Source organism: Actinomadura gamaensis (assembly GCF_042652125.1).
Taxonomy (GTDB): Bacteria; Actinomycetota; Actinomycetes; order Streptosporangiales; family Streptosporangiaceae; genus Spirillospora; species Spirillospora gamaensis.
Window position 1 is genome coordinate 198,425 of sequence record NZ_JBHSIT010000007.1, and the last position, 22,281, is coordinate 220,705.

At 72.7% G+C, this 22,281-nt stretch carries 19 protein-coding genes; 6 read left to right on the forward strand and 13 right to left on the reverse strand.

Annotated elements, in window-relative coordinates; genetic code table 11:
• Nucleotides 1-141: 141 nt before the first annotated feature.
• From pruA to ACFPCY_RS24155, 6 genes are all read right to left on the reverse strand, one after another.
• Nucleotides 142-1,773, reverse strand: coding sequence for an L-glutamate gamma-semialdehyde dehydrogenase (pruA, locus tag ACFPCY_RS24130; RefSeq protein ID WP_378258767.1), 1,632 nt, complete (start codon nt 1,771-1,773; stop codon nt 142-144).
• Between the two features lie 190 nt (nt 1,774-1,963).
• Nucleotides 1,964-2,455 carry a DUF6912 family protein gene (locus ACFPCY_RS24135; RefSeq protein ID WP_378258769.1) on the reverse strand — a complete coding sequence of 164 codons (492 nt, stop codon included), beginning with the start codon at nt 2,453-2,455 and terminating at the stop codon, nt 1,964-1,966.
• Nucleotides 2,456-2,578: 123 nt separating this feature from the next.
• Complete coding sequence (locus ACFPCY_RS24140; RefSeq protein ID WP_378258771.1) at nt 2,579-3,214, reverse strand: HAD family hydrolase; 636 nt, start codon at nt 3,212-3,214, stop codon at nt 2,579-2,581.
• On the reverse strand, nt 3,211-4,638 hold the full coding sequence (locus ACFPCY_RS24145) for a hypothetical protein (protein WP_378258773.1): 1,428 nt from the start codon (nt 4,636-4,638) through the stop codon (nt 3,211-3,213). Before ACFPCY_RS24145 ends, ACFPCY_RS24140 begins: the two co-directional genes overlap by 4 nt.
• A 572-nt stretch (nt 4,639-5,210) precedes the next feature.
• On the reverse strand, nt 5,211-6,107 hold the full coding sequence (locus ACFPCY_RS24150; protein WP_378258774.1) for an N-acetylmuramic acid 6-phosphate etherase: 897 nt from the start codon (nt 6,105-6,107) through the stop codon (nt 5,211-5,213).
• The gene (locus ACFPCY_RS24155) at nt 6,104-7,069 is read right to left on the reverse strand and encodes a MurR/RpiR family transcriptional regulator (RefSeq protein ID WP_378258777.1); all 966 of its coding nucleotides are present in this window, start codon (nt 7,067-7,069) and stop codon (nt 6,104-6,106) included. Before ACFPCY_RS24155 ends, ACFPCY_RS24150 begins: the two co-directional genes overlap by 4 nt.
• Before the next feature lie 130 nt (nt 7,070-7,199).
• Here ACFPCY_RS24155 and ACFPCY_RS24160 point away from each other — a divergent pair, with 130 nt between their 5' ends.
• The 4 genes from ACFPCY_RS24160 to ACFPCY_RS24175 all read left to right on the forward strand — a co-directional run bounded on the left by ACFPCY_RS24160 (nt 7,200) and on the right by ACFPCY_RS24175 (nt 12,884).
• Nucleotides 7,200-8,243, forward strand: a complete 1,044-nt coding sequence (locus tag ACFPCY_RS24160; protein ID WP_378258779.1) for a BadF/BadG/BcrA/BcrD ATPase family protein — start codon at nt 7,200-7,202, stop codon at nt 8,241-8,243.
• Between the two features lie 701 nt (nt 8,244-8,944).
• Nucleotides 8,945-9,298, forward strand: coding sequence for a transglycosylase domain-containing protein (locus tag ACFPCY_RS24165; RefSeq protein ID WP_378258781.1), 354 nt, complete (start codon nt 8,945-8,947; stop codon nt 9,296-9,298).
• On the forward strand, nt 9,217-10,923 hold the full coding sequence (locus ACFPCY_RS24170) for a transglycosylase domain-containing protein (protein WP_378258783.1): 1,707 nt from the start codon (nt 9,217-9,219) through the stop codon (nt 10,921-10,923). The genes ACFPCY_RS24165 and ACFPCY_RS24170 overlap by 82 nt, the downstream gene beginning before the upstream one ends.
• 320 nt (nt 10,924-11,243) lie before the next feature.
• A complete protein-coding gene (locus ACFPCY_RS24175) occupies nt 11,244-12,884 on the forward strand; it encodes a glycoside hydrolase family 3 protein (RefSeq protein WP_378258785.1) in 1,641 nt (546 codons plus the stop codon).
• A gap of 171 nt (nt 12,885-13,055) precedes the next feature.
• Here ACFPCY_RS24175 and ptsP read toward each other — a convergent pair whose 3' ends face one another.
• The 7 genes from ptsP to nagA all read right to left on the reverse strand — a co-directional run bounded on the left by ptsP (nt 13,056) and on the right by nagA (nt 19,512).
• Nucleotides 13,056-14,732 (reverse strand): phosphoenolpyruvate--protein phosphotransferase, encoded by a 1,677-nt coding sequence (ptsP, locus tag ACFPCY_RS24180; protein ID WP_378258787.1) that lies wholly within the window; start codon nt 14,730-14,732, stop codon nt 13,056-13,058.
• A gap of 855 nt (nt 14,733-15,587) precedes the next feature.
• Complete coding sequence (locus tag ACFPCY_RS24185; RefSeq protein WP_378258789.1) at nt 15,588-15,860, reverse strand: HPr family phosphocarrier protein; 273 nt, start codon at nt 15,858-15,860, stop codon at nt 15,588-15,590.
• Nucleotides 15,861-15,865: 5 nt separating this feature from the next.
• Nucleotides 15,866-16,549 carry an HAD family hydrolase gene (locus ACFPCY_RS24190; protein ID WP_378258791.1) on the reverse strand — a complete coding sequence of 228 codons (684 nt, stop codon included), beginning with the start codon at nt 16,547-16,549 and terminating at the stop codon, nt 15,866-15,868.
• Complete coding sequence (locus tag ACFPCY_RS24195; protein WP_378258793.1) at nt 16,540-16,989, reverse strand: PTS sugar transporter subunit IIA; 450 nt, start codon at nt 16,987-16,989, stop codon at nt 16,540-16,542. Before ACFPCY_RS24195 ends, ACFPCY_RS24190 begins: the two co-directional genes overlap by 10 nt.
• Before the next feature lie 17 nt (nt 16,990-17,006).
• Nucleotides 17,007-17,240 carry a PTS sugar transporter subunit IIB gene (locus ACFPCY_RS24200; RefSeq protein WP_378258795.1) on the reverse strand — a complete coding sequence of 78 codons (234 nt, stop codon included), beginning with the start codon at nt 17,238-17,240 and terminating at the stop codon, nt 17,007-17,009.
• Nucleotides 17,241-17,311: 71 nt separating this feature from the next.
• Nucleotides 17,312-18,355 (reverse strand): SIS domain-containing protein, encoded by a 1,044-nt coding sequence (locus ACFPCY_RS24205; protein WP_378258797.1) that lies wholly within the window; start codon nt 18,353-18,355, stop codon nt 17,312-17,314.
• Nucleotides 18,352-19,512, reverse strand: a complete 1,161-nt coding sequence (gene nagA, locus ACFPCY_RS24210) for an N-acetylglucosamine-6-phosphate deacetylase (protein WP_378258799.1) — start codon at nt 19,510-19,512, stop codon at nt 18,352-18,354. Before nagA ends, ACFPCY_RS24205 begins: the two co-directional genes overlap by 4 nt.
• 143 nt (nt 19,513-19,655) lie before the next feature.
• On the opposite strand from nagA, the gene ACFPCY_RS24215 reads away from it, so the two are divergent.
• Nucleotides 19,656-20,957, forward strand: a complete 1,302-nt coding sequence (locus ACFPCY_RS24215) for a PTS transporter subunit EIIC (RefSeq protein ID WP_378258800.1) — start codon at nt 19,656-19,658, stop codon at nt 20,955-20,957.
• Nucleotides 20,958-21,497: 540 nt separating this feature from the next.
• Complete coding sequence (locus tag ACFPCY_RS24220; protein WP_378258802.1) at nt 21,498-22,238, forward strand: GntR family transcriptional regulator; 741 nt, start codon at nt 21,498-21,500, stop codon at nt 22,236-22,238.
• Nucleotides 22,239-22,281: the final 43 nt, after the last annotated feature.

A 22,281-nucleotide genomic window follows, 5' to 3' on the forward strand; every position in this document is an offset into this window, starting at 1 on the left:
GTCCTCGAACGGCCGGGCACGCCGTAGAACGGCCGGGCACGTTGGCGAACGGCCGGGGCACGTTGGCGGACGGCCGGGCACGTTGGCGAACGGCCGGGGCACGTTGGCGGACGGCCGAGCACGTTGGCGGCTACCTGTCGTTCATCCGCCCATGTGCGGGTAGCGGTAGTCGGTCGGGGGCGCGAACGTCTCCTTGATCGCCCGCGCGCTCGTCCAGCGGGTCAGGTTGAGGATCGATCCGGCCTTGTCGTCGGTGCCGCTCGCGCGCGCGCCGCCGAACGGCTGCTGCCCGACGACGGCCCCGGTCGGCTTGTCGTTGATGTAGAAGTTCCCCGCCGCGAACCGCAGGCTCTCGGTCGCCGCCGCGATCGCGGCGCGGTCCTGGGCGATGATCGAGCCGGTGAGCGCGTACGGCGCGATCCCCTCCATCTGCCTGAGCATCGCGTCGTAGTCGCCGTCGTCGTAGACGTGGACGCCGAGGATCGGGCCGAAGTACTCGGTCGTGAAGATCTCGTCCTCGGGATCGGACGACTCCAGGACGGTCGGCTGCACGAACCAGCCCTCCGACTCGTCGGCGCTCCCTCCGGCCACGATCCGGATCGCGTCGGACGCCCGCGCTCGATCGAGCGCCGCCCTGTGCTTGGCGAACGCCCGCTCGTCGATCACCGCGCCGAGGAACAGGTTCAGGTCCTCGGCGACGTCGCCCATCGGCAGCGACTCGACCTCGCCGATGAAGTCGTCGCGGATCCGCGCCCAGAGCGAGCGCGGAAGGTACGCGCGCGAGGCCGCCGAGCACTTCTGCCCCTGGTACTCGAACGCGCCCCGGACCAGCGCCGTCTTCAGGACGCCCACGTCGGCGGACGGATGCGCGACCACGAAGTCCTTGCCGCCCGTCTCACCGACCAGGCGCGGGTAGCCGTGGTAGTTCGCGATGTTCTCGCCGACCGTCCGCCAGAGGTGCTGGAACGTGCCCGTGCTTCCGGTGAAGTGGATCCCGGCGAGCTCGGGATGGGCCAGGGCGACCTCCGACACCGCCGTCCCGTCCCCGGTGACCAGGTTCACCACGCCCGGCGGCAGCCCGGCCGCCTCCAGCAGCCGCATCGTGTGGTGCGCGGCGAGCTGCTGCGTCGGCGACGGCTTCCACACCACCGTGTTGCCCATCAGCGCGGGCGCGGTCGGCAGGTTCGCGGCGATCGAGGTGAAGTTGAACGGCGTGATCGCCAGGACGAAGCCCTCCAGCGGCCGGTAGTCCATCCGGTTCCACACGCCCGGCGAGCTGATCGGCTGCTGCTCGTACAGCTGCCGCGCGTAGGACGCGTTGAACCGCCAGAAGTCGATCAGCTCGGCGGCCGCGTCGATCTCCGCCTGCTGCACCGACTTGGACTGCCCGAGGACGGTCGCCGCGTTCAGCGTCGCCCGCCACGGCCCGGACAGCAGGTCCGCCGCCTTCAGGAAGATCGCCGCACGGTCCTCGAAGGACAGCGCCCGCCACCCGGCCGCCGCCTCGCGCGCGGCGCTGACGGCCTCCCGCACGTCCAGCGCCGTCGCGTTCCCCATCGTGCCGAGCACGTGCGCGCGGCGGTGCGGCTCGACCAGCTCGATCGGATCACCGCCGCCGAGCCGCCGCTCACCGCCGATCGTCATGGTCAGCTCGACGGGCGTCCCGCGCAGCTCCTTGATCCGCGCCTCCAGCGCGGCCCGCTCGGGACTGCCCGGCGCATGCCCCTTCACCGGCTCGTTGACCGGCACCGGGACGTTCGTGACGGCGTCCATCAATGGCTCCCCTGATCTCCGACATCGTCGTCAGTCCCGGAGATCTACCCGCCCCCCGCCCTCCCTACGCGAGTCCCCGGCACGGCGGCGCGGCAACACGACACGGTGGCGTGGCGCGATGGCGTGGCGCGATGGCGTGGCGCGATGGCGTGGCGCGATGGCGTGGCGCGGTGGCGTGGCGCGGCGCGGGTCAGAGGAGGTGGGCGAGTTCCTGGGTGGCGTACCAGAGGAGCTCGTGGCCTTCCGCGCCGTCCACGGTGAAGGACGCGTCCTCGTCGCCCGCGTCGGCGGCGGGGACGGCCAGGGCGGCGGCGCGCACGTCGGCCTCGGCCTCCGCGTCGTCCACGTGCCCGGACGCGATCTTCTTCCACGGGACGGCGGCGGTGATCTCCACGCGCGCGGGCTCGTCCTCGTCGCGCGCCGGGCGGACCGCGTCGTCCGGCACCTCGGCGGCCAGCACCACGCGGCGCGGCGCGGCCTCCGGATCGCCGGCCAGCAGCCGCAGCGAGGCCCGGGCCGCGGCCGTCATCGCCGCGTACTCCAGCTCCTCGGTGTCACCGGCGGCGTACCACTCGCGCAGCGCCGGAGTGACCGCGTACCCGCTCAGCGGCGCGGGACCGGCCTCACGGTCCTTCAGGACGCGCGCGAGGTCGGCGAGTGTGGACGGCAGATAGACGCGCATGACCCCGCCAGTCTGCCACACCCCCAGCTCAGCCCGCCCGCCCCGCCTCACCCCACCCGCGCCGGACGCCCACCGAGCGGACGCGGACCGAGGCGGACGCGGGCCGAGGCGGACGCGGGTGGGTCAGGGGAGGAGGCCGAGGGCGGTCAGGGCGGCGCGGGTCTCGGACGCCGTCGTGTGGTGGACGCCGTGCATCCCGAGGGACTCGGCGGCGCGCGTGTTGTGGACGATGTCGTCGATGAAGACGCACTCGGCGGGGTCGAGGCCCAGCAGGTCCACGGCGTGGCGGAAGATCGCCTCGTCGGGCTTGCGCATGCCGACCTCGCAGGAGATCACCACGGCGTCGAAGAGCCCGGTCCAGCGGTCGCGCGGGTAGACGTTCCCCCACGAGTTGGACAGCAGGGCCGTCCGCGCGCCGCCCGCGCGGACCTCCTCCAGCAGCGCGTACATCTCCTCGACCGGCGCGAACCCGGCGAACATGCGCTCGATGAGGCCCGCGGCGGTGACGGGGCCGCCGTCCACCGTGCGCAGCTCGGCGGCGAGGAGGCGCTCGAACTCGTCGGGCGCGAGCGAGCCGTCCTCCAGCCCGTGGATCGGGTTGGTCCCGGTGCCGTCGTACGCCTGCTTCACCCAGGCGCGCATGACGCTGCGGTAGCCGTCGGCGTCGACGCGGTCGGCGGCCAGCCACGCGTCCACGGCCTGGTTGAGCGGCGAGGTCAGCACGCCGCCCCAGTCGGTGATCACTGCTCGGGGGGTCACGCCTTCGATGCTAGGAGACGTCCGATCCGTCCGTTACGGCGCATCCCCTCGGCGTCGGTGTCCGGTTCGTCCGCGATGGGCGGGTCGTCCCGCGGTTCGGGCGCGGGCGGACGCACGGCCAGGACGAACGCCAGGCACATCAGCGGCACGGCGGGCAGGACGTACCGGTAGTCGAACTGCGCGGTCAGCGTCGGGACGACGAGCAGCACCGTCCCGATCAGCCACGGCAGCAGGACCTCCCAGCGCCGCAGCCGCACCATGAACACCGCGGCCCCGAGGATGATCAGGCCGAGCAGGGTGCCGGGCAGGTAAGCGACCTTCTGGTAGCCGCCGAGGAACGACGCGTACGGCTCGGACGCCACGGTCGGCTTGTAGCCGGGATCGTACGCGCGCACGTACGGCTCGGCCTTGGGGTCGGGATTGAAGGTCTCCGGGCCGAAGAGGTAGTGCTTGTAGGTCGTCCGGTCGGGGAAGGCGGGGTGGTCCCAGCGGACCGTCCGGCCGAGGTCGGTGGCGGCGACCTCGAGGTAGTCGCCGGGCTGGCGGGTGATCGCCCGGACGGCGAAGTCGAACGCGAGCCGCTCCCCCTCGGGCGTGAACCCGGTCGCCTCGACGCGGTAGCGCGGCGCGCGCGGCCCCCAGATGTACGACTCGCGGACGGACCGGTGCTTCGGATCGCTCGACAGGCACAGCGGCATCTGCTCGACCGGGACGTCCATCTTCTTGCAGTCGGCGAACGGCGCGACGCGTCCGTACAGGAAGACGCCGGTGCTGCGGGTCAGCGAGAACTGCCCGTGGTCGATCCCGAACCAGGCCGAATACGCCACAACCGGGACCGCGCCCGCCGCGAGCATGGCCAGCAGTGGCCGCCAGCCCGTCCGGCGGATGAGCATCACCACCGCCGCGACGCCGAGCAGCGGCAGCCCGGCCGACCGGGTGATCGTCGCGAGGCCGAGCAGCAGCCCGCCCGCCCCGGCGAGCGCGAGGACCCGGTGTCCCGTCCCGCGCCACAGCAGGACCAGGACCGCCGCCATCACCAGGAAGCCGAACAGCGTGTCCGACATCATCATGTGTTCGAGCTGCACCTGGTTGGCGTCCAGCAGGACGGGCACCGTGGCGAGCGCCGCCAGCCACCTCGGCGCGCGCGCCCGCCGGGCCAGCAGGTAGAGCATGACCGCGACCGCGAGGCCCATGAGGTGCTGCAACAGCGACACCGCGGCCAGGCTGTGCAGCGGCTTGATCAGCCAGAGGAACAGCGAGTACCCGCTCGGCCGGACCAGGTTCGGATTGAGGTTGATCGCCCCGGAGAGATAGTCCTCCGAATCCGGGAACCACATGACCCACCGGTATCCGAGCATCGCCGTCGCCCGCAGCAGGACGCCCGCCACGAGCAGCGACAGGAACATCCAGTGCGTCCGCGCCACGGCCACCACCCGCCCCCGCGCAGGCAGCCGCGCGAACAGACCCGCAGCCGAGCCCGACCGCGCGAACGCGGCAAGCCGCCCGAACGCGCCCAAACGCGCAAGCGCGGATGCGGACGCCTCTGCAGGCGCCTGCGCGGAGAGCCCCGCAGGCGCGGAGGCGGACGGGCCTGCGGGCGCAGACGAGCCCGCAAACGTTGACGCGGAGGGGGCAGCGGGCGTGGGCGCGGGTGGGTGCGGGGGCACCGACTCGTGCGGGCTCGGAGGCGTCGGCGCAGGCAGGCGCACCGCGCACGCCTCGGACGGCCCGGTGTCCGGGACGCCTTCCCCGCCGCTCAGCTCGGTCATATCCGCCACAGTCTAGGCAGGATCCCTCCTGCCCCAGCCCCCTTTCGGCCGAACCTCGTTCTGCGCTCGCGCCGGATCCCCGGCCCGGACGGACGTGAGGTGGCCCGGGACCGTCCGGGCCGAGGGACGCGCGGACGGCGCGTCCCCGGCCCGGCGGTACCGGCGGTGCCGGGTGATCGTCGCAGCGGGTGCGGGGGCAGCTGCGGACGATCCCGAGGCGGAGCGGATCAGGCCGAGCGGAGCCTTTGCAGAGCCTCGCGGACGCCGCCGTCGCTCTCCTCCAGGAGGACGGTGGCGCGGTCCGCGGGGACCTCGCCGAGCAGGCTGACCAGGGCGACGCGGGTGTTGCCGCCGGCCTCGGCCAGCGCGGCGGCGCAGGAGCTGGAATCCATTCCGGTCGCCTCGGTGAGGATGCGGACGAGGCGCGCGCGGAGCTTGGAGTTGAGGGCGTTCACGCTGACCATCAGGTTGGAGTAGGTGCGCCCCAGCCTGATCATGAGCGTGGTGGAGAACGAGTTGAGCACCAGCTTGGTGGCGGTGCCCGCCTTCATCCTCGTCGAGCCGCTGATCACCTCGGGTCCGGTGGCCAGCGGGATGTGCACGGCGACCTCGTCGCCGTACGGCGCGTTGGGGTTGCAGGAGATCAGGGCGGTGTGCGCCCCGGCGGCCGCGGCCGCGCGGAGGGCGCCGATGACGTAGGGGGTGCGTCCGGACGCCGCGACGCCGATCGCGACGTCGCCCGGCTCGACCGCGGCGGCGTCGGACGCGCCGAGGTCCACGTCGTCCTCCACCTCGGAGACGGCCTGGGTGAACGCGCCGGGACCGCCCGCGTGATGGGCGACGACGCGGTTCCACATGCCGAACGTGGGCGGGAGCTCCGCCGCGTCCAGCACGGCCAGGCGCCCCGACGTGCCCGCGCCGAAGTAGTGCACCCGGCCGCCGCGCCGCAGCGACTCCACGGCGAGGTCGACGAGCTGGGCGAGCTGGGGCAGGACGGCCGCCACGACGGCCGGGACGGTGGCGTCCTCGGCGTTGATGCGGCGCAGCACCTCCAGGGTGGGGAGGGTGTCGACGTCGAGGGTGCGCGGATTGCGCCCCTCGGTGGGCAGATCAACCTCGATCACCGACGCCTCCGGTCGGGTCGCACGGTCCGGCCGCGGACCGCCTCGAACGTGGCCTCAAGGGCTTTGCGGGTGGGGCCGAAGGTGCGCTGCGCGACCCCGACGAACACGCAGTCCACCACGGTCAGCTGCGCGAGCCTGCTGGCCGTCGCGCCCGACCTGAAGGTGGTCTCCCGCGCGGCCGTCGTCAGGATGAGGTCGGCGACGTCGGCGATGGGCGATTTCGGGAAGTTGGTCAGAGCTACCGTGGTGACCCCCTTGCTCTTGGCGACCTCCAGCGCGTCGATGGTCTCCACCGTCGCGCCCGTGTGCGAGATCCCGACCGCGACGTCCCCCGCGCCGAGCAGCGCGGCGCTGGTGAGCATGATGTGGGCGTCGGACCAGGCGTAGCAGACCCTCCCGATGCGGTGGAGTTTCTGCTGGAAGTCCAGGGCGACGAAGGCGCTCGCGCCGACCCCGTACACGTCCACGCGTTCGGCGGCCACGATGACGTCGACGACCTGCTCGAGCATCTTGATGTCGAGCTGGGCCGCCGTCTCCTCGACGGCGCGCGCATCGGCGAAGGTGACCTTCTCCACGATCTGCTCAAGGGAGTCGTCCGGACTGATGTCGCTGCCGATGACCCGCCCGCCGGTGGCGCTCTGGGCCCTCCCCGCCTCCGTCGCGAGGGTCAACCGCAGCTCTGGATAACCATGAAACCCGATCGCCCGGCAGAACCTGATGACCGTGGTCTCGGAGGTGCCGCAGTTCTGGGCGAGTTCGGTGATGGTCGAGTTCGCGACCCCCTCGGGGTCGTCGATGACGCGTTGCGCGACTCTGCGCTCCGCCGGTGGAAGCGAGGGCAGCAGCGACCGCACCCGCACCACGGTGCTCAGCGGCGTCTGCGACGTCGCCTCGTCCCGTGCTGTCTCCCGGGTCGCCCCACCCCCACTACTCCCCGACTCTGAGCCGGTGGGTTTCCTCATGGAAGAAATTTTCTTACCCCCGCGATGTCACGTCAACGGTAGAAAAGGCTACGGTCGCCATGTGTTGACCCATTTGGCCGGTCCTTACGTGATCGGCATAGACGCGGGTGGCACGAAGACCCGCTGTGTAGTGCTGACTCTCGGGGGCGCGCTGGCCGGAACCGGAACCGGTCCCGGCGCGAACCCCAATTCCGGAGGCGACACCGCGGGTGCCCTCACCACGGCCCTGAGCGAGGCCCTCGGCGACGTGGACCGCTCGCTCGTCCTCACCGGCGTCTTCGGGATCGCGGGCGCGGGCTCGGCCGGACGTCCCGCGGCGGTCTCGGCCGCCCGGCGCGCCTGGCACGCCTGCGGCCTGCGCGGATCCCCCGCCGTCGTCACCGACATCGCCGTGGCGTTCGCGGCCGGCACCACCGCCCAGAAGGGCATCGTGGTGTTCTCCGGCACCGGCGCGGGCGCCGCGGTGATCAGCGACGGCGCGATCGTGCGCCGGGCGGACGGCTACGGCTGGCTCGTCGGGGACGAGGGGTCGGCGGTGTGGCTCGGCCGCGAGGCGGTGCGCGCCGCGCTCGCCGCGCTGGACGGCCGCAGCCGCCCCACCCTGCTCACCGAGTCGGTGCCGCGCGCGCTGCTCGGCCAGGCCGTGCTGTCCGAACTGGGCGCCGCAACCCCCCGCCACCAGTGCACCCAGCACCGTCCCGCCGCGACCCCCGCGCCCGCCCTGGCCTTCGCCGGGGCGGCGGTGAACGGGACGTCGCTCGGCGCGGGCGGCACCACGACGCTGGCCCGCGAGCCGGCGTCGCGCGTCCCGCAGAACCCTGCCCTCGCGCAGGCCATCATCAAGGAGGTCTACGGCCGCCCGCCCGCGGCCCTCGGCAGGCTCGGGCCGGTGGTCGCGGCAGCGGCCGCCGCGGGGGACGCGGTGGCCCGCCGGATCACCGAGGAGGCGGCCGAGTGGCTGCTGCGCGACGTGGACGCCGTCCGCGCCGCGCTGACCGACCCGTCCGCGCCGGTCGTCATGCACGGCTCGGTGCTGCGGGACGGGCCGGTGGCCGACGCGGTGCGCGCGGGCCTGCGGGTCCGCTTCGACGCCGACCCGCGACGCGCGGGCGACGGCGCCGTGGGCGCCGCGTCCCTGGCGATCCGCCGGCTGGGCTTCCCGCCGCCGGAATGACGCGCGCCCAGCCGCGCGCCCACCCCACCCCCTTCCTGGAACGTGCCAATCTTCGTTCCGGCTGGTGAGTGAATACTCACTAACCACGAGTGAGCGCTCACTGAATCCCAGCGGGCACTCACTCACCCCACCTCCCTCGAGTTGCGCATGCCCGGGTGATCATGCTTAGAGTGGGCGCGATGGTGCCGGTCCCGACTGGCCGCACCGGCCACCTTCGTGGCGAGTTCCGCATTGCTGCGCATCCCAGACGCAGCGCCGTCCGGCCCCGCGCGTCCGAAAGGACGAAGGGGGCGTCCGTCAGGGTCAGGCTCACGCGACCAAGCTCCCGCCGACCCCTCCTCAAGGACGCCCACCCCTGCCCGAATACCTGATTCGGGCACCAACCGCCACGCCCGGACGGCGGCGAAACTCCTCCCACCACCGAGGTGATCTTCGTGCGTCCCACCAGGCCCACCCCTGCCCACCGAGCCCCCGCTCCGGTCACCCCACCCACTTCACCTCCCGCGACGACGCCTCCACCATCCGCGCCCGCCCGTCCCCTCGCAGCCGAACCTGCCTCGCCTTCGACCCCGGCCAGCCCCTCGTCCTCCGCACCTTCCGCCCCAGCCTCACCCTCGCGCTCCGCGCCTTCGGCTAGAGGAGGCGGTGGCGCTCGTAGGAAGAGACGGGGACGGCGGTGGTTGCGGTGGGCCCTTGGGACGGTGGCCTTCTTCCTGGTGGCGGTGATCGGCGGGGTGTTCGGGCTCTACGTGTGGACGCCGATGCCCACGGAACCGCAGCGAGGGGTGACGGACGAGGGATCGACGGTCTACTTCGACGACGGGCGGACGCCGATCTTCCGGGTGGGCGCGAACCGGCAGACGGTCCGGCACGACCAGATTCCGGACCGGGTCCGGTGGGCGGTGCTGTCGGCCGAGGACCGCGGGTTCTACTCGGGGCACGGCGTCTCGCTGAGCGGAACGTTCCGGGCCCTGTGGAACAACGCGTCCGGCGGCGACACCCAGGGCGGTTCGACGATCACGCAGAGCTCGCCCGGAACTACTACAAGGGCCTGAGCCGGCGGCGGACGCTGGGACGCAAGGTCAAGGAGATCATGATCTCGGTCAAGCTGGCCCGGCGGCGGGACCCGGACCGGATCCTCGACCTCTACCTGAACACGATCTTCTTCGGACGGCAGACGTCCGGGGTGCAGGCGGCGGCGCGGGCGTACTTCGCCAAGGACGTGTGGCAGCTGTCGGTCGCGGAGGCGGCGCTGCTGGCGGCGATGATCCAGCGTCCGGCGTACTTCCGGACGCAGGGTGACGACGCACCCGCCCGGGCGCTGCGCGACCGCTGGCGGTACGTCCTGGACGGCATGGTCGCCATGGGCAAGCTGAGCCGGAGCGAGGCCGGCGCGCAGCGGTTCCCCCGGACCGTCCGGGAGTGGCAGGGCGTGGGGATCAGCGGGCAGGCGACGTTCGTCCGGCAGCGGGTCCTGGAGGAGCTGGAGGACGCCGGAATTCCGGCGCAGAGTGTCGTGAACGGCCGGATGCGCGTGTACACCGGCCTCGACGAGCGGTGGATGCGCGCCGCCGAGGACGCCGTGCGCGGCGCGGGTGAGTCGCGGTGGCCGTCGTCGGTGCGCGGCGGGCTGATCGCGGTCGATCCGCGGGACGGCGCGATCCGGGCGTTCTACGGCGGGGATCCGGCGCGCAGCCAGTACGACAGCGTGTTCAACCCGGTCGCGCAGGTCGGCTCGACGTTCAAGCCGTTCGTCCTCGCGGCGGCGGTGCGGCGCGGGACGAGCGTCCGGACGCGGGTCTACGGCAGGTCGCCGCTGAACTTCGCGCCGAACGGGGAGCTCACCCCGATGAGGGCGCCCGGCATGAAGATCAAGAACGACGAGCACATCGGCTCGCTCGGTGCGGTGGACCTCGGCCGCGCCACGGCGCTCTCGGTGAACACCGGCTATATGAAGCTGGCCTTCGAGACGGGCATCGGGAACGTGGTCCGGATGGCCGAGGACCTGGGAGTTCCCGAACAGATCCTGCGTCCTTACCGGGCGCAGGCGGGCGTCACGCTCGGAATCACCACGATCCCGGCGGTGCGGCAGGCCGCCGCCTACGCCGCGTTCGCCAACGGCGGGGTCGCGGTCGCCCCGCACCTGGTCACGCGGGTCGTGGACGCCTCGGGCAAGGACGTCCCGCTGCCCTGGACGCGCCCGGGCGCCCGAGTGCTGAGCCGCGAGCAGTCCGCGCAGGTCACCTGGGCGATGCGGCGGACGGTCACCGAGGGCACCGGGCGCCGCGCCGCCCTCCCCGACCGGGCGAGCGCGGGCAAGACCGGCACCACCGACCACAACCGCGCCGCCTGGTACGTCGGGTACGTCCCGAACCTTTCGGCAGCGGTCATGCTGGCCGACACCCGGGGCCGGACGCTGCGGGACGCCGCGAACCGTCCGATATCGGGCGAGGACGCACCCGCCGAGATCTGGCACGCCTTCATGGCGCGCGTCTCGGCGTCGCTGCCCGTCCGCGCGTTCGACGAGCCCGCTTTCAGCGGGACCACCTACGACTGGACCGACACGCGCATCCCCGTCCACCCCGCGTCGCCTCCCGACTCCTCTGGGAGGGTTCCGACCGGTTCGCCCCCGGCGTCCCGCGCCCCGAAGCCGAGGATCACCGACGCGGCCCGCCGTTAGTTTGGACAGCGCGCCACGCTCCGGCTACCGTCGCCCAGGTCAGGTCACGGCCAGGTCACGGCATCGGGAGCACTGTGCGCGCATCACGTCCCTCCTCCCCGACCGCGACCACCCAGCGCCCAACTCCGGACAGAACCCGCCCCCACGCGAGCGCACCCCGCCCGACCCCAAAGACATCCCGCCCGAACACGGGCGCATCCCGGCCGGATACGAGCACGCCCTGCCCGGACGCGAGCGAGTCGGGGACGAATGCGACCGCGTCCAGGTCGAATTCGAGCGCGTCCGGCACGAGCGCAGGTACGCCGCGGCAGGGCGCCGGGATGGAACGGGCCGTGGCGGGGGTCGGACGGCCGGTCGGGATCTTGGTGGCGGTCGCGGTGGCGGCCTCGCTCGCCGGGTGCGGTGACAACGCGCGGACGGGACGCCGCGACGCCGCGCCGGTGCAGAAGTCCTTGGGGACGGCGTCCGCCCGGCCGGACTGGGTGCCCGGATATGTGGCGAAGCTGAGCACCGAGGAGAAGGTCGGGCAGCTCTTCGTGCCCACGGTCGGGAGCGCGTCCGCCGGCACGGCGATGATCCGCAAGTACCACGTGGGCGGCGTCATCTACTTCCCGGAGAACCTGAGGACACCGCGCTCGACGGCCCAGCTGTCCAACGCGCTGCAGAAGGCGTCCAAGATCCCGATGCTCATCGGCGTGGACGAGGAGCAGGGCATCGTGTCGCGGACGCCGTTCGTGACGAGGTTCCCCGGCAACATGACGCTCGGCGCGTCCGGCCGCGTCGAGGACGCCCGCGCCGCCGCGCAGGCGACCGGCGCCGAACTGCGCGCCGTCGGGATCAACCAGAACTACGCCCCGGACGCCGACGTCAACGTCAACCCGGCGAATCCGGTGATCGGCATCCGCTCGTTCGGCGCGGACCCGGCTCTCGTCGCGAAGATGACCCGCGCCGCCGTCACCGGCTACCAGCAGGCCGGGGTCGCCGCGACCGCCAAGCACTTCCCCGGCCACGGCGACACGGCCACCGACAGCCACACCGGCCTGCCGGTGATCAAGCACAGCCCCGCCACGTGGGAACGCCTCGACGCGCCGCCGTTCGAGTCCGCGGGCGCGGACGCGGTGATGTCGGCGCACATCGTCGTCCCGAAGCTGGACGGCAGCGGCGACCCGGCGACGCTGTCCAAGAACGTGCTGACCGGGCTGCTGCGGAACAAGCTGGGCTTCCAGGGCGTGATCGTCACCGACTCGCTGCAGATGGAGGGCGTCCGCGAGAAGTACAGCGACCGGGTGGTCCCGGTGCGCGCGATCAACGCCGGAGCCGACCAGCTCCTCATGCCACCGAGCCTGCCGGTCGCCTACCAGGCGGTGCTGAAGGCGGCGAAGTCGGGCAGGATCTCCCAGGCTCGGCTGAACGACGCGGTGGCACGCATCCTGCGTCTCAAAGAGCACCGCGGTCTGTTCCGCGGCACGAACGTCGACCCCGCCAAGGCCGGCTCTCAGGTGGACACCGCGCAGCACCACGCGCTCGCCCGCAGCGTCGCCGAGCACGGTGTGACGGTCATCCGCAACGTCGGCAACGTCCTTCCGCTGAAGAATCGCAAGGTCTACGTCACCGGGGCGAAGAGCTCCCAGGTGGGCGCGGCCCTACGGGCGGCGGGCGTCAAGACGACCGGCTCTCTGGGGCAGGCGGACGTCGCGCTCCTCACGACGCTGAACTCCGGCGCGTCGGCCACCGCCGCTCAGACTCGCAAACTGGCGTCCAAGCCGACCGTCGTGGCCGCGCTCGGCGCCCCTTACGACCTCGACAAGGCCGACAGCGCCAAGGCTCTGGTGGCGACCTATTCGTCCACCGCGCCCGCGATCGCCGCACTGGCCCGCATCCTGTCCGGTCAGGCCAAGCCGTCCGCGAAGCTCCCGGTCCCCGTGGCGGGCCAGCGCATCGGCACCGGCCTCACCTACTGACCGCGCCCCGCTCCGAAGAACGCGACGAAGCGGGGACCCGCCCAACCGGCAGCACCCCCGCTTCGCCTCCACCCCTCGCCGCTACGGCCCCAAGTCGCCCCAGACCCCGAGTCCGCTTACAACCCAAGACTGCGCTCCAGCCCGAAGGTTCGGCTGGGAACCCCGGTTCGGCTACAGGCCCAGGCTCGCCAAGGCGGGGAGGGCCTGGCGGGCGGACGCCTTGGCGGCTTCGGCGCTGCGGGCCGCGCGGGCGGCGGACGCGGCGGCCCGGCACTCGTCCAGCGTGTGACGGGCCAGGGCGGCGCGGACCAGCGGCAGTGACGGCGCGCTCATCGACAAAGACGTGACGCCCAGGCCGACCAGGACGCACGCCAGCGCCGGGTCGTTCGCCGCCTCACCGCAGACGCCGCACGGGATGCCGGCGCAGGCGGCGGACGCGACCAGGTCCAGGACCGCGGGCTGCCAGGCGTCCTGGAGGTGGGCGAGGCCGCCGATCTGGCGGTCCGCGGCGCAGGTGTACTGGGTGAGGTCGTTGGTGCCGAGGCTGAAGAACTTCACCTCGGACGCCAGGTCCGTGGCGCGCAGCGCCGCCGCCGGGACCTCGATCATGACTCCCGGGTGCTCGATCCCGGCGGCGCGGCAGGCGGCGGCGAAGTAGGCCGCCTCCTCGGCGTCCGTCACCATCGGGGCCATGACCTGCAACTTCGTGGTCAGGCCGGACGCGGCGCGGGCCAGCGCGGACAGCTGGGCCGTCAGGACGTCCTCGTGGCGGCGCAGCATCCGCAGCCCGCGCTCGCCGAGCGCCGGGTTCGGCTCCTCGCCGGGCGGCGGCAGGAACGCCAGCGGCTTGTCGGCCCCGGCGTCCAGGGCGCGCACGACGACGCGTCCGTTGGGGAACGCCTCCAGGACCTCGCGGTAGGCGCGTTCCTGCTCAGCGTCGGTCGGCGGGGTGGCGCGATCGAGGAAGAGGAACTCGGTGCGGTACAGGCCGACGCCCTCCGCGCCGTTCTCGACCGCCGCCGGAACGTCCTTCGGGCCGCCGATGTTCGCGAGCAGCGGCACCGAGTGGCCGTCCTTGGTGCGTCCCGGCCCGGTCGCTTCGGCGAGCGCGGCGGACCGCGTGGCCGCGGCGTCGCGCGCCTCGCGCACGATCTCGGCGGACGGGTCGACCACGACCGTCCCGGCCCCGCCGTCCACCAGGACGGGCGTGCCGTCGGCGAGGTCGGTGGCGCCGGGCAGCGCCACGACCGCGGGCACGCCCATGGTGCGGGCGAGGATCGCGGTGTGGCTGGTCGGGCCGCCTTCCTCGGTGACGAACGCGACCACCTTCGCGGGGTCGAGCACGGCCGTGTCGGCGGGCGCGAGGTCCCGCGCGACCAGCACGAACGGCTCGTCCGACTCGGGCACGCCGGGCATCGGCAGGCCGAGCAGGCGGGCGACCGTCCGGTCCCGGATGTCGTCGAGGTCGGTGACGCGGGCGGCGAGGTACTCCCCCGCGCCCGCGAGCATCTCGCGGTACACGCCGAAGGACTCGAACACCGCACGGGCCGCCGAGCGTCCCTCGGCCACCTTGGCGCGCACGCCGTCGGCGAGTCCGGGGTCGCGGGCCATGAGGGCCTGGGCGTTCAGCACGTCCTGGCCCTCCCGGTTGCCGACCTCGGCGGCGATCGCGCCGCGCGCCTCCAGGTCGTCGGCGACCGCGGCGAGCGCGGCCAGCGCCGCCGCCGTCTCGGCCTCCGCGTCCCCGGCGGGAGCGTCGTCCGCACCCGGCTCCGGGACGGCCCCCGCGATACCGCGCACCGGACCGAACCCGATTCCCGGGCTCACCCCGGCCCCACGCAACTCCACGAACTCGGAACCGCGTGCCCCTCCAGACGCCGACGTCCCTGCGGTCACGACTGTTCCTCCACATTCCTCATGTCCAGCGGACTGACCAGCCCGCCGACAGCCACAGCCTCACGGACGCCACTAGCCCGTCCGCACCACACCTTCACGAGAACCCGCGAACCCCGGCCGATTCCCGTCCCAACTCACACCACCGACTTGACCCGACTTCGAGCTACCAGACCCGCCCAAGCCCCGGCCCTGACCGCTCCTTGCGCCTCTCCCACAAACCGCGGCCCTGCCACACGCTGCGGCCCTGCCACACCCTGTGGACCTGCCACACGCTGTGGACCTGCCACACGCTGTGGACCTGCCACACGCTGTAGATCTGCCACACGCTGTAGATCTGCCACATGCTGTGGAGCTGCCACAGACTGCGGCCCACCCACGAACTGCGCGCTTCGCACGTTGCGGACTTGCCCCGCCTTGCGGGCCTTCTGCCACCAACGGACTTCCCACACGCTGCAAATCTGTCCCGCGGTGCGAACCTTCCCGCGGATTGTGGGCGTGCCCCGCGCTACGGACTTCCGCCGAAGTGCAGGCCGTGCCATGCGCTGCGGTCGTCACACACACTGCGGGCCTCCCACACACTGGGGACGTCCCACGCGCTGCGGGCTTCCCGCGAAGCGCGGGTCGTGCCACGTGCTGCGGAACTGCCGCCCTGCGGGTTGGCCGCGAGTTGTGAGCCTGCTCCGAGGTGCGGATTCACCGCGCCTTGCGAACCCGCCGGATCTGCGGGCGCGTCACCCTCCAAGATTTCGGCGGGTGAGCTGGGACGGTCGTGGGTTCGAGCGGTGGGCCGGTCAGGCGATCAGATCGTCAGGCGTTCTCCGGCTCGGGCGTGGACAGCAGCTCTTCGAGTTCGGCCAGCAGGGCGTCGGCACCGTCGAAGTCGGCGGCGATGACGATCTCCTCCCCGTGCTTGGCGTCCAGGCCGAGGACGGCCAGGATGCTCTTGGCGTTGACGGGCTGGCCGCCGGCCTTGGCCACGGTGACGTCGCCGGGCGCCTTGGCCGCGGTCTGCACGAACAGCGCGGCCGGGCGCGCGTGCAGCCCCACCCTCGACTCGATCTTGACGTTGCGCTCGGTCACTTGATTCAACTCTCCTCGATGTCCCGGATCCGGAGTTCGGGTCCGGGAGTCACGGTCACTTGGCGCAGGTCGGCCACCACGTGGTGCGCGGCGCGCAGCGCGGCGGACGGCAGCGTGGTGGTGATCCCCACGACGGTCATACCCGCGTCCCGCGCGGCGGCCACGCCCGCGGGCGCGTCCTCGAAGGCCACGGCCTCCTGCGGTGGGACGCCCAGGCCGCGCGCGGCGGCCAGGAAGCCCTCGGGATCGGGCTTGCCGACGATCACGTCGTCGGCGGTGATGATCAGTTTCAGCAGTTCCCGGACGCCCAGTTCGTCCAGCAGGCCATGGGCATATCCCCGCATTCCGGACGTCACGACCGCGGTCGGGACGCCCAGCGCGTGCAGCTCCCGAACGAGCTCCACCGCGCCCGGAACGGGCTCGGGGACGGGCAGGTCCGGGTCGTCGCCGAAGGCCAGCACCTCGTGGAACAGCTCCTCGGTCGTCCGGCCGGGGAACAGGTGCAGGTGGTCGACGAGAGCCTCACGCCCGCGGCGGCCCGCGAAGGAGGCCAGGACGGCCTCGTCGTGGGGCGCGCCGTGCGCGTCGAAGAGCCGCGCCCACATCACGCGGTTGCGCGGCTCGGTGTCGATCAGCGTGCCGTCCAGGTCGAAGACGGCGGCGCCGACCGGCAGCCGGATCAGCTCCATACGAACAGCTCGGCGCCCTGGTTGACGGTGCCGGACTCCACGACGTCCGACAGGGCCTCGGCGGGCGCGTCGAGCGCGACCACGGCGCAGATCGGCGAGCGGCCGCCCGCCTCGACCGCGGCCGGGTCCCAGGCGACCAGCGGCTGGCCCGCGGTGACCCGGTCGCCCTCGGCGGCCAGCAGCTCGAAGCCCTCGCCCTTGAGCTGGACGGTGTCGATGCCGAGGTGCACCAGCACCCCGTGCCCCTCGTCGTCCACCACCACGTAGGCGTGCGGGTGCATCTTGACGATCTTCCCGGTGACCGGGGCGATCGCCCGGCCGGGCTCGCGAGCCGGGTCCACCGCGGTGCCCGGGCCGACCATGGCCTGGGCGAACACCGGGTCCGGCACGCCCGCGAGCCCCACGACCCGCCCGCCGACCGGGGACAGTACGCGCGTCATCGGTCCTCCTTGCGGGATCAGTCGAGGATGTCCTCGATGTCGGTGGCGATCGTGTCGGCCTCGGGGCCCACGACCACCTGGACGACGGTGCCCTGGCGCATCACGCCGAACGCGCCGGCGGCCTTCAGCCCGGCCTCGTTCACGGCGCTCGCGTCCTTGACCTCGGTGCGGAGCCGGGTCGCGCAGGGCTCGATCTCGACGATGTTGTCGGCGCCGCCCAGCGCCGCGATGATGTCCTCGGCCTTGGCCATTGCGGGGTTCCTCTCGTTCTCTGTTCGTCCGGACCGGGACCGGACCGCGGGGCCCGGTCCCGGAAGCGGTGTCAGTCCGTCTGGGTGACCTTGTTCAGCCCGCGCGGGACGTCGGGGTCGATGCCGAGCCGCCGGGCGAGGTTCTCGACCATGATCTGGCCGGGCACGATGAGGCCCAGCGGGGCGACCCATTCGGGCAGGTCCGGACCCGGCAGCGCGGCCGTGCTGGCCTGCGCGAGACCGCTGCCGCCGCCGAAGCCGAACGCCTCCGCGCCCGCGCCGCGCACCCGCTCGGCGAGCGCGATCGTGCCCGCCAGCGTCGGGCTGCCCTCGGCCGCGACGAGCAGCGCGGGGGTCTGGTCGTCGACGACGGCGATCGGGCCGTGCAGCAGGTCGGCGTAGGACAGGCCCATGGCGTGCAGGTAGCACGCCTCCTTGATCTTCAGGGCCAGCTCCAGCGCGGTGCCGAACGCGATGCCGCGCCCGGACACGACCGCGCCGGGCACCTCCGACAGCGCCTCGACGATCCGGCCCAGCGCCGGGGACGCCTCGGTCGCGCGGATCAGGCCCTCGACCTCGTCCGGGACGCGGCGCAGGTCGGCCGGGTCGCAGTCGACGCCGATGCCGAGGCCGAGCACCGCGAGCGCGGCGAGCTGGGTGGTGTAGGTCTTGGTCGCCGGGACGGCCAGCTCGTCCCCGGCGAGGGTGATCAGCGGGACCTCGGCGGTCTCCGCGAGCGGCGAGCCCTCGCCGTTGGTGACCGCGACGGTGCGGGCGCCGCAGTCCTTCGCCCAGGCCAGCGTCTCGACGATCTCCTCGGTCTTGCCGGACTGGCTGATCGCCACGGCCAGCACACCGTCGAGGTCGAGCTTGCGGCCGTAGGTCGTCGCGACGGACGGCGCGGCGAGCGTGGCGAGCCGTCCGGCGTGCGACTCGATCAGGTACCGGCCGTACACGGCGGCGTTGTCGGACGACCCGCGCGCGATGAACAGCACCTGGCGGGTCTCGGCGGCGAGCCGCTCGATCTCCGGCACGCGCGGCAGCAGCGCCTCGATGGTGCGCCGGAGCGCCTCGGGCTGCTCGCCGATCTCGGCGCGCATACGACTGGTGGTCATGATCCCCCTCCGAAGAGTTCCTGCCCGTTGATCCACGTCATACGCGCGCGGTGGTCGGGGCCGAGCCAGACGAGGTCGGCCTTGGCGCCGGGGGCGATGCGGCCGAGGTCGGGCCGTCCGATGAGGTCGGCGGGGACCCGGGTGGCGGCGTCCACGGCCGTCACCGGGTCGACGCCGATCGCCAGGGCGTTGCCGATCGCCTCGTCCAGCCGGAGCCCGGAGCCCGCGATGGTGCCGTCGGCGCGCAGCGGCGGCCCCTGCTCCGGCATGGTGATGGGTTCGCCGCCGAGCTCGTACACGCCGGGCGGCATTCCGGCGGCGGACGCGGCGTCGGTGACGAGCACGACGCGCCCGGCGGCGGCGTTGAAGACGACCTTGGCCACGGTGCCGGAGACGTGGTGCAGGTCGAGGATGAGGCCGGGGCTCAGCCGGTCGTCGGCGAGCGCCTGGGCGGCCACGCCCGGTTCGCGGTGGTTCATCCCGGACTGGGCGTTGAAGATGTGCGTGACCTTGCGCGCGCCCGCGTCCGTCGCGGCGGCGACCTGGTCGGCGGTCGCGTCGCTGTGCCCGACGCTGACCAGCACGCCGTTGCCGACGAGGGTGCGGATCGCGTCCAGCGCGTGGGCTCTCTCGGGCGCGAGCGTGACCAGCTTGACCAGCCCAGTCTCGAGCAGCGTCTCGATCTTGTCGGGCGTCGGGTCCGTCAGGTACGCGGGGTTGTGCGCGCCCTTGCGCTTCTCCGACAGGAACGGGCCCTCCAGATGGACGCCGAGCACTCGCGTGCCGCGCCCTTCCAGGCTCGGAAGCAGGTCTTTGGCGAAGCGGAGCGCGGCGGCCTGAACCTCGACGGGCGCGGTGATGAAGGTCGGCAGGAAGGACGTCACGCCGGTCTCGGGAAGCCGCTCCACGACGGTGCGCCAGCCGGTCTCGTCGGCGTCCACCATGTCGTAGCCGAAGAAGCCGTTGACCTGGAGATCGACCAGACCGGGGGCGAGCAGGCCGTCCTCGAGGTGGACGTCGGCGCCGTCCGGACGGCCCTCGCCCGCCTCGGCGATCACACCGTTCTCGATCCGGACGTATCCCGGCGAGACCACGCGGGTAGGACCCTCCGCGGGGGAAGTGATCATGCGGTTCGCGGTGATCAGAAGTCTTGCCATCGCTGCGCACTCTCCGTGACGCCGGGTTCGCCGGTCGTGTTCCGCACGACTGGTCTAGTCCGGTCTGGACCAGTACGCAACATACCCGAATCACGCAACAAAGCGATAGAGCGAGGATGTCGCTCGGGGGGAGTCACCCGCTCATGAGTTCCACGGCCACACAGGCGGACGGCGGCGGCGGAGCGCGGAGCGCGTGGAGCGCCACGTTCGCGGTGCTCCAGCGGATCGGCCGCAGCCTCATGCTGCCCATCGCGGTGCTGCCCGCGGCGGGCATCCTGCTCCGGCTCGGGCAGGACGACCTGCTCGGCAAGGACGGTCTCGGCTGGAACCGGATCGCCGAGGTGTTCGCCGCCGCGGGCGGCGCGCTGCTCGACAACCTCGCGATCCTGTTCGCGGTCGGCGTCGCCATCGGCTTCGCCAAGAAGTCCGACGGCTCGACCGGCCTCGCCGCCGTCGTCGGCTACCTGGTCTTCGACCGGGTCTCGAAGGTGATGTTCTCCCACTCGTCCACGCTCAAGGACACGGTGGTGCAGAAGGTCCAGCAGGACGGCGCGCTCAAGGAGATGATCGGCTACGGCCTGAAGAACCCGACGCAGGTGCTCGGCGGGATCGTCGTCGGGCTCGTGGTCGCGCTGCTCTACCAGCGCTTCTACCGGATCAAGCTGCCGTCGTGGCTGGCCTTCTTCGGCGGCCGCCGGTTCGTCCCGATCGTCAGCGCCGCCGCGTGCCTGGTGCTCGGCGTCCTGTTCGGCCTGATCTGGCCCACGCTCGGACACTGGATCGACTCGTTCGGCGACTGGCTCACCGGCCTCGGCGCGCTCGGCGCCGGCATCTACGGCATCGCGAACCGGCTGCTGCTGCCGTTCGGCCTGCACCACATCCTCAACTCGCTGATCTGGTTCGTGTTCGGCACCTACAACGACAACGGCACGGCCGTGCACGGCGAGATCAACCGCTACCTCGCGGGCGACCCGCACGCCGGAAGCTTCCTCGCCGGGTTCTTCCCCGTCCTGATGTTCGGCCTGCCCGGCGCGGCCTGCGCCATCTGGCGCGCCGCCCCGCCCGGCAGGCGCGGCGTCGTCGGCGGCCTGATGATCTCGTCCGCCCTGACCGCGTTCGTCTGCGGCGTCACCGAGCCCATCGAGTTCTCGTTCATGTTCGTCGCGCCGCTGCTCTACGGCATCCACGTGGTGCTGACGGGCATCTCGATGTACATCCTCGCCGCGGTGCACGCGCAACTCGGGTTCTCGTTCTCGGCCGGGCTGATCGACCTGCTGCTGAACGCGACCAAGGACAACACCCGCCACCTGCCGCTCATCATCGGCATGGGCGTCGTCTACTTCGTCCTCTACTTCGCGATCTTCTACTTCCTCATCACCAAGATGAACATGCCCACCCCGGGCCGCGAACCCGAGGACGACCCGGCGACGTCCCCCGAAACCTGACGCCCACGCGACCGCACTCACCCACGCGACCGCACTCACCCACAGGAGCGCGCTCACCCACAACAGCGCGCTCGCCCACAGGAGCGCGCTGGCCCACATCGCCCATCGGCTGACGGCCGTCCGCCTCAGCCTGCTCACCCAGCTCAGCCCGGCCGCCCGCCTGGCCCAGCTCACTCCGCGCATCCGCCTCACCTTGCTCACCCGCTCTCGTTCGGCTCGATCGGCCGTCCGTCGTCCGGAAGGACGGCCGAGTCCCAGCCTTCAGTGCCCGGCCCGACCCCGGCATCCCGAACGCGGTTCTGTGGATAACCGGGGTGCCGACGCGTCCGCGCCTAGCGGACGGAAACCGCGCGCCCGCCGGGGAAACCGCGCTGACCTGCGGAGACAAGCGATCTTTCGCGATCCGCCCGCGATCCGGGCGTTACGCATCTGTGAGTTGACACACGTCGAAATCGTGTGGTCTAGTCCGGACTAGACCAGTACATACCGAGTCGATCCGGACTCCGCCGCCATCGGCCCGGGCTCCCCCGAGGATCCCCCGTGACGACCATTGATCCGAACAGCCCCGTCCCGAAGTACTTCCAGCTCAGGGCCATCCTGCTGGACATGATCGAGAGCGCCGAGCTCCCGGTGGACGCCCCCATACCGTCCGAGCGCGAACTGTGCGCGCGGTACGGGCTGTCGCGCATGACCGTCCGGCAGGGCGTCGACCAGCTCGTCTCGGAGGGGCGGCTCTACCGCGTGCCCGGCAAGGGCACCTTCGTGGCCCGCCCGAAGATCGAGATGCCGCTGCGGCTGGTCTCGTTCACCGAGGACATGCTGGCCCGCGGCATGCGGCCCGGCGCGATCGACCTCGACCGGCGCACGGTGCCCGCCGACGCGCGGCTCGCCCGCGTCTTCGAGGTGGAGCTCGGCACCCCGATCCACGTGATCGAGCGGCTGCGCACCGCCGACGGCGAGCCCATGGCGGTCGAAAGAGCACATATCCTCGCATCGCTCGCGCCCGACCTGCTGGACCGGCGGCTCGCCGACCGGTCCCTGTACGGCGTCCTCGAGGCGGTGTACGGGCTGGTCTTCGACGCGGGCGACCAGACGATCGACGCCGGGCTGGCGGACGCGACCGACGCCCGCAGCCTGCAGATCCCGCGCGGCAGCGCCGTCCTGCTGCTGCGCCGCCGGTCGTTCACCAACGGGACCTGCGCCGAGCTCGGCGTCTCGACGTACCGCGCCGACCGCTACCAGGTCCACACGGCGCTGGGCCATCCCCCGACCCGCTCCTGACCTCCGGCGGCACCGGGCCACTCCGACCCGGCGCCGACACCAC

Coding starts and splice junctions, on each gene's coding strand:
- pruA (WP_378258767.1), bottom strand. CDS start 1,773: ATGGACGCCGTCACGAACGTCCCGGTGCCGGTCAACGAGCCGGTGAAG.
- ACFPCY_RS24135 (WP_378258769.1), bottom strand. CDS start 2,455: ATGCGCGTCTATCTGCCGTCCACACTCGCCGACCTCGCGCGCGTCCTG.
- ACFPCY_RS24155 (WP_378258777.1), bottom strand. CDS start 7,069: ATGAGGAAACCCACCGGCTCAGAGTCGGGGAGTAGTGGGGGTGGGGCG.
- ACFPCY_RS24175 (WP_378258785.1), top strand. CDS start 11,244: ATGGAACGGGCCGTGGCGGGGGTCGGACGGCCGGTCGGGATCTTGGTG.
- ACFPCY_RS24190 (WP_378258791.1), bottom strand. CDS start 16,549: ATGGAGCTGATCCGGCTGCCGGTCGGCGCCGCCGTCTTCGACCTGGAC.
- ACFPCY_RS24195 (WP_378258793.1), bottom strand. CDS start 16,989: ATGACGCGCGTACTGTCCCCGGTCGGCGGGCGGGTCGTGGGGCTCGCG.
- ACFPCY_RS24200 (WP_378258795.1), bottom strand. CDS start 17,240: ATGGCCAAGGCCGAGGACATCATCGCGGCGCTGGGCGGCGCCGACAAC.
- ACFPCY_RS24205 (WP_378258797.1), bottom strand. CDS start 18,355: ATGACCACCAGTCGTATGCGCGCCGAGATCGGCGAGCAGCCCGAGGCG.
- nagA (WP_378258799.1), bottom strand. CDS start 19,512: ATGGCAAGACTTCTGATCACCGCGAACCGCATGATCACTTCCCCCGCG.
- ACFPCY_RS24215 (WP_378258800.1), top strand. CDS start 19,656: ATGAGTTCCACGGCCACACAGGCGGACGGCGGCGGCGGAGCGCGGAGC.